The organism is Amazonocrinis nigriterrae CENA67 (assembly GCF_016056305.1).
GTDB lineage: Bacteria > Cyanobacteriota > Cyanobacteriia > Cyanobacteriales > Nostocaceae > Amazonocrinis > Amazonocrinis nigriterrae.
In genome coordinates this window covers 131,078-137,318 of the sequence record NZ_JAECZC010000062.1, presented here as the reverse complement: position 1 = coordinate 137,318, position 6,241 = coordinate 131,078, and the positions used below count along the sequence as shown (strand labels likewise).

The window sequence follows — 6,241 nt, the reverse complement described above, 5'->3', positions numbered from 1 at the left end:
CCTGCCCCTCTGCTCCCCTGCTCCCTATCCCCCTATCCTCTTCAATCCAGGTGCAAAACAAGTTTATAAACCAGGAGAACGATCGTGAACCGATATCACAGATTCTTTAGAAGGCTGCAAGTCCTGTTCGTGGGTATTCTTTTTTCCTCGCTTTTATTCATCGCTCCCGTTCATGCAGTTAGCTCTGCTGCGGTATCTCCTGAAAGATTGAATCAGCTTGATACTAGTCTTCAGCAGGAGATTGAAAAGGAGAGACAACAGGCAACAGCTGAGGCTGAAAGTAAACTGGATCGAGAAGCGATCGCCGCAATCGAAGAAACTAAAAAAGCGATCGCTGCCATTGAGCGGGGAAAGACTCAAGAAGCAATTGCTGCCCTAGAACGAGCAACTGGAAAAATTGACATTCTAGTAGCACAATACCCTAAACTAGCTCTAATTCCGGTGGCGGCTCAGGTAGCGATCATCGATTTTGCCCCTCAGGATTTTAATTTGGTTGACCGAATTCGCAAACAAGTTAAGGCTGTTGTAATTGCAGAAGATTTTCCGGCGGCTCGCGAACTGTTGAACAACCTGATGAGCGAGATTCGCACAGCAATCGTCAATCTGCCATTAGAGAGATATCCAGATGCAACGAAGCAGGCAGCTCGGTTGTTGAACGAAGGCAAAATTGATGAAGCCAAAGGCGTGCTGCAACTTGCACTCTCAACTTTAGTGGTCACAGAACAAGCTCGACCCCTGCCGCTAGTCAAAGCCCATACCGATCTAGTGACTGCGGTTACTTTAGCAGAGAAGGATCGCGACGCAGCACAGAGGTTGCTAGAAGATGCTCGTGCCCAACTCAAGTTAGCTCAAGAACTAGGATATGCCAGAGGCGATCGCGAGTATGCAGCATTTGACAAAGCAATTAAAAATCTAGAGCGGCAAGTTAAGGCACGTGAGAACACAGCAGGCGCATTTGCCAAGCTTCAAGAACAATTCTCTAGTTTCTTCAACCGAGTATCCGAAGTCGTTAAACCAGATGATTCCTCAAATAGGGCAGAAGCCAGGAGACGCGACGCCAGTCGCTACAACGGGGGGAACCCCCGCAACGCGCTGGCTCATTAACCCAAGTCTTTCCAAGAATTAAAAGTAGAGACGCGATGAATCGCGTCTCTATAAGAGTGAGGAGTTTTATCTCCCCCTGCCCCTCTGCCCACCCGTCCCATTGCGTTAATCTCAAGAGGTGCTGATGGTTGCAGCAACCGATTTCAAAGATTATTACGAAATTCTGGGTGTCAGTAAGAACGCCACTCCGGAGGATATCAAAAAAGCCTACCGGAAATTGGCACGGAAATATCACCCGGACTTAAATCCTAACGATAAGCAAGCCGAAGCGCGGTTCAAAGAAATTAACGAAGCTAATGAAGTGCTGTCCGACCCGGAAAAACGCCAGAAGTATGACCAGTATGGTCAGTACTGGCAACAAGCTGCGGCGGGTGCACCTCCACCCAGAGGGGCGGGTACACAAGGTTATGACTTTAGCCAGTATGGCAACTTTAATGATTTCATTGATGAGTTGCTGGGAGGGTTAGGTCGCGGTGGCGGTCGTACAAGGCAGCGCACAGCTAATTATCGCACTACAAGAAGACCAGAAGGATTCCGGGAATACGCCGACTTTGGCTATGGAGAAGACCCTTTCGGCCGCTTCACTGATGTTCCCGCACAGGATACAGAAGCGGCGATCGCTCTCACTTTTTCTGAAGCGTTTCACGGTACACAGAAGCAGCTACAAATTGATGGAGAAACTATCACTGTTCGCATTCCGCCGGGAGTAAAATCGGGAAGCCGCATTCGAGTCAAAGGCAAAGGACAGATGAGTCCTTTTAGTCAGCAACGCGGCGATTTGTATCTGACAATTGAATTATTGCCCCATCCTTTCTTCAAATTTGAGGGCGACAATCTTGCTTGCAAAGTACCTGTCAGCCCAGAGGAAGCTGTACTTGGCGTACAAATAGATGTTCCTACGCCCGATGGCAAGGTAACGATGACGATTCCGGCTGGCGTGGATTCCGGCCAAGCACTCCGACTACGTGGCAAGGGCTGGCGCGATCCAAAAGGTAATCGTACCGCTTTGATCGTGCGGTTAAAAATTGTGACACCCAAAGATTTGAGTCCCCAAGAAAGAGAGTGCTATGAAAAATTGCGACAGGTCAGTAGTTTTAATCCCCGTCAAGGCTTAGAAGAGGTGCGATTATGAGTTCTAACCTGAGTTTGTCTTGCGTGGTGTGGACAGAAGCAGGCGATCGCCTCTATAGTTTCGAGCAAGCCGCCCACCTCACCCAAACCTCGGTTTTATTGCTAGAACGATTTGCCCGCCTGGGATTAATTGAACCTGTAGGAATCATGCTGCGCCGACAGGATATGTTTCGCGTTGTGCAGATTCAAAGGTTGCACCGCGATCTGAACTTGAATTGGGTCGGAGCAGCAATGGTGCTAGATATGGTAACTGAAATTGACCAACTCAAGGCGCAACTGCGCGCCTATCGTGCTGAATTACAAATTCGTAATTCGTAATTCGTAATTCGTAATTAAGAGCGTTAACAAAAATGCGTAGGCTAGGGACGGAAACAACTGTCTCCACCTCCCCACATCTCTCCCTTTCTTTTTCAACGTGATACCATTTCATGAAAATAATGAAACAGACCCAAACCCTGAAAGTCTGACTAGGTAAGACTTTCTTAATTATGAATTACGTTAGCGCAGCTTTAGCGACGCAGGAGCGTCACTACGAATTACGAATTGGTTTGACTGCCTAAATAATTTATTTCTCAGCTAAGGGGCACGATTATGCAACCAACTAATCCCGAGCAATTTACCGAAAAAGCCTGGGAAGCCCTTGTTCGTACTCCCGAAATTGCCAAGCAGTTTCAGCATCAGCAGATTGAGAGCGAACATTTGATGCTAGCGCTACTGGAACAGGAAGGACTCGCCAGTTCTATTTTCAACAAAGCTGGGGTAAATGTTCAAAAACTACACGAGCGCACTATCGACTTCATCAACCGTCAGCCCAAAGTATCGGGGGCTAGCAGTGGTTCGGTATACATCGCACACAGTTTAGAGACGCTGCTCGATCGCGCCGAACAATACCGCAAAGAGTTTGGTGATGAATATATTTCTATTGAACATTTAATACTTGCCTTTGCCAAAGACGATCGCTTTGGTAAAGGGTTGTTTCAAGAATTTGGACTGGATGAAAAAAAACTCCGCAACATCATTCAACAGATTCGAGGGAGTCAAAAAGTGACAGATCAAAACCCGGAAGTTAAATATGAAGCGCTAGAAAAATACGGACGCGATTTAACCCAATTGGCACATGAGGGCATACTCGACCCAGTGATTGGACGAGATGAAGAAATTCGCCGCACGATTCAAATCCTTTCTCGTCGGACTAAAAATAACCCCGTGCTGATTGGTGAACCCGGTGTCGGTAAAACGGCAATTGTAGAAGGATTAGCGCAGCGCATTGTCAGTGGTGATGTCCCGGAATCATTGCGCGATCGCAAACTAATAGCTTTAGACATGGGTGCGTTAATTGCCGGAGCCAAATACCGGGGAGAATTTGAAGAACGCCTGAAAGCTGTCTTAAAAGAAATCCAAGAAGCACAGGGACAAATCGTCTTGTTCATTGACGAAATTCACACTGTAGTTGGTGCGGGTGCAACGCAAGGATCGATGGATGCTAGCAACTTGCTCAAGCCGATGCTCGCTCGCGGCGAATTGCGCTGTATTGGTGCCACCACGCTAGATGAATACCGCAAGTACATTGAAAAAGATGCGGCTTTGGAACGTCGTTTTCAGCAGGTGTATGTCGATCAGCCCAGTGTGGAAGATACCATCTCAATTCTGCGCGGTTTGAAAGAGCGCTACGAGTTACACCACGGCGTGAAGATTTCTGATAGTGCGTTAGTTGCGGCAGCTACTCTGTCTGCGAGATATATTAGCGATCGCTTCCTACCCGACAAAGCTATTGATTTGGTGGATGAAGCTGCGGCTAAACTAAAAATGGAAATTACTTCCAAACCAGAAGAATTAGACGAAATCGATCGCAAAATTCTGCAACTGGAAATGGAGCGGCTGTCACTGCAAAAAGAAACAGACAGTGCTTCCAGAGAGCGTTTAGAACGGCTAGAGAGAGAACTTGCGGAGTTAAAAGAACGGCAAGTTGCTCTCAATGCTCAATGGCAGGCAGAGAAGCAAATTATCGATCGCATTCGCCAAATTAGACAAGAGATTGAGCGTGTCAATGTAGAAATTCAGCAAGCCGAACGCGATTACGACCTCAACCGAGCAGCAGAACTGAAATACAGCAAACTCACTGAGTTGCAACGACAACAAGAAGAAGCCGAAGCGCGACTAGCCCAAATCCAGACTAGCGGTAAATCTCTGTTGCGCGAAGAAGTCACCGAAGCTGACATTGCCGAAATTATCTCCAAGTGGACGGGTATTCCGGTGAGCAGACTGGTTGAATCGGAAATGCAAAAACTTTTGCATCTGGAAGAAGAGCTACATAAACGTGTGATTGGTCAGGACGAAGCTGTAAGAGCTGTTGCTGATGCAATTCAACGTTCCCGTGCTGGGTTGGCAGACCCGAATCGTCCCATTGCTAGCTTTATTTTCTTAGGCCCGACCGGGGTGGGAAAAACAGAACTGGCAAAAGCTTTAGCGGAATATCTGTTTGATACCGAAGATGCACTGGTGCGGATCGATATGTCCGAATACATGGAGAAACACGCTGTTGCCCGTCTCATCGGTGCGCCTCCAGGTTACGTGGGCTATGAAGAAGGCGGACAACTCACCGAAGCGATTCGCCGCCGACCTTATTCTGTAATTCTGTTTGACGAAATTGAGAAAGCTCATCCTGATGTATTCAACGTCCTGCTGCAAATCCTGGATGATGGTCGCCTAACTGATTCTCAGGGACGCACAGTAGATTTTAAAAATACGATCGCGATTATGACCAGCAATATTGGTTCAATATACATTTTGGATGTGGCAGGAGACGATAGCAAGTACGAACAAATGCGCGATCGCGTCATGGAAGCAGTGCGAGAAAGTTTCCGCCCCGAATTCCTCAACCGCATTGATGAAATCATTATCTTCCATAGCTTGCGGAAGGACGAGTTGCGCGAAATTGTCAAACTACAAGTGCAGCATTTAGAGGAGCGACTGCGCGAGCGTAAACTCTCGCTCAAAATCTCCGACGAGGCTCTCGATTGGATTGTTCAGGTCGGTTATGACCCAGTTTACGGTGCTCGTCCCCTGAAGCGGGCGATTCAGCGGGAACTAGAAACTCCGATTGCCAAAGCGATTCTACGCGGCGAGTTCCACGAAGGCGACACAATCTACGTCCATGTGGAACACGAACGACTGGTATTGAAGCGCTTATCACCTGATCTGGTCAATGCTTAGAGGGGGCAGAGGAGCACAAGGGAGAGATAACGAAGGCAGGAGGCAGGAGGCAGAAGGCAGAAGGCAGGAGGCCGTTTTTGTAACGGGGATTTATACCCCGCTCCAAAAACTTTTCGCCTTAAAAGGCAAGGTTTTAGACCCGATTCTTTCGATAACTCTTGGAAAGACTTGGGTTAATCGCGTCTCTCTTTCAAAATTTAACAACATATCAAAACATTTTTGGAAAAGCTATGACTTCTGAAGATTTTAGAGAAACCAGAACAAATTCAGCATTGGCAATTGTCTTAGCTGTTTTGATGATTCTGCTGGGAATTGCAGCGATCGCAGAACCATTTATTGCCACTATTGCCATCACAATCGTATTCTCTTGGACTTTAATTATTGCTGGCATCGTCCGAATTGTTCATGCATTTCAATCACGTCACAAACGAGGCTTCTGGACAACACTAGTAGTTGGTATTCTATACGTAATTGGTGGAATTTTGTTGATTAGCAACATCTTTGGTGCTGCGCTCTCTCTCACCTTAGCTTTTGGATTTATCATTTTTATTGAGGGTGTATTGGAGGTGATTGCAGCATTTCAAATGCGTCGAGATCCAAACTGGGGTTGGGTACTATTTAGCGGTATCATGGCTATTATTCTAGGGATTTTTATTCTGTATCAATGGCCTGTCAGCGCAGTTTGGGTATTGGGAGTATTTGTAGGGATTAATTTTTTGTTGACAGGCCTTTGGATGATCATGCTTTCATTAGCTTCTCGTAGTCTTCCTGACTATAGGGCAAGAGGTTAGGA

5 protein-coding genes are annotated in these 6,241 nt (G+C 46.9%); all 5 read left to right on the top strand.

What is annotated here, in order from left to right; genetic code table 11:
- Window positions 1-84: 84 nt before the first annotated feature.
- On the top strand, window positions 85-1,104 hold the full coding sequence (locus I8748_RS25570) for a YfdX family protein (RefSeq protein WP_198127329.1): 1,020 nt from the start codon (window positions 85-87) through the stop codon (window positions 1,102-1,104).
- Between the two features lie 124 nt (window positions 1,105-1,228).
- A complete protein-coding gene (locus I8748_RS25565; RefSeq protein WP_198127328.1) occupies window positions 1,229-2,236 on the top strand; it encodes a DnaJ C-terminal domain-containing protein in 1,008 nt (335 codons plus the stop codon).
- Window positions 2,233-2,553: a chaperone modulator CbpM gene (locus tag I8748_RS25560; protein WP_198127327.1), complete on the top strand. Its 321-nt coding sequence runs from the start codon at window positions 2,233-2,235 to the stop codon at window positions 2,551-2,553. The genes I8748_RS25565 and I8748_RS25560 overlap by 4 nt, the downstream gene beginning before the upstream one ends.
- A gap of 273 nt (window positions 2,554-2,826) precedes the next feature.
- Window positions 2,827-5,448 (top strand): ATP-dependent chaperone ClpB, encoded by a 2,622-nt coding sequence (gene clpB / locus I8748_RS25555; protein ID WP_198127326.1) that lies wholly within the window; start codon window positions 2,827-2,829, stop codon window positions 5,446-5,448.
- 230 nt (window positions 5,449-5,678) lie between these two features.
- The gene (locus I8748_RS25550; protein ID WP_198127325.1) at window positions 5,679-6,239 is read left to right on the top strand and encodes an HdeD family acid-resistance protein; all 561 of its coding nucleotides are present in this window, start codon (window positions 5,679-5,681) and stop codon (window positions 6,237-6,239) included.
- Window positions 6,240-6,241 lie beyond the last annotated feature (2 nt).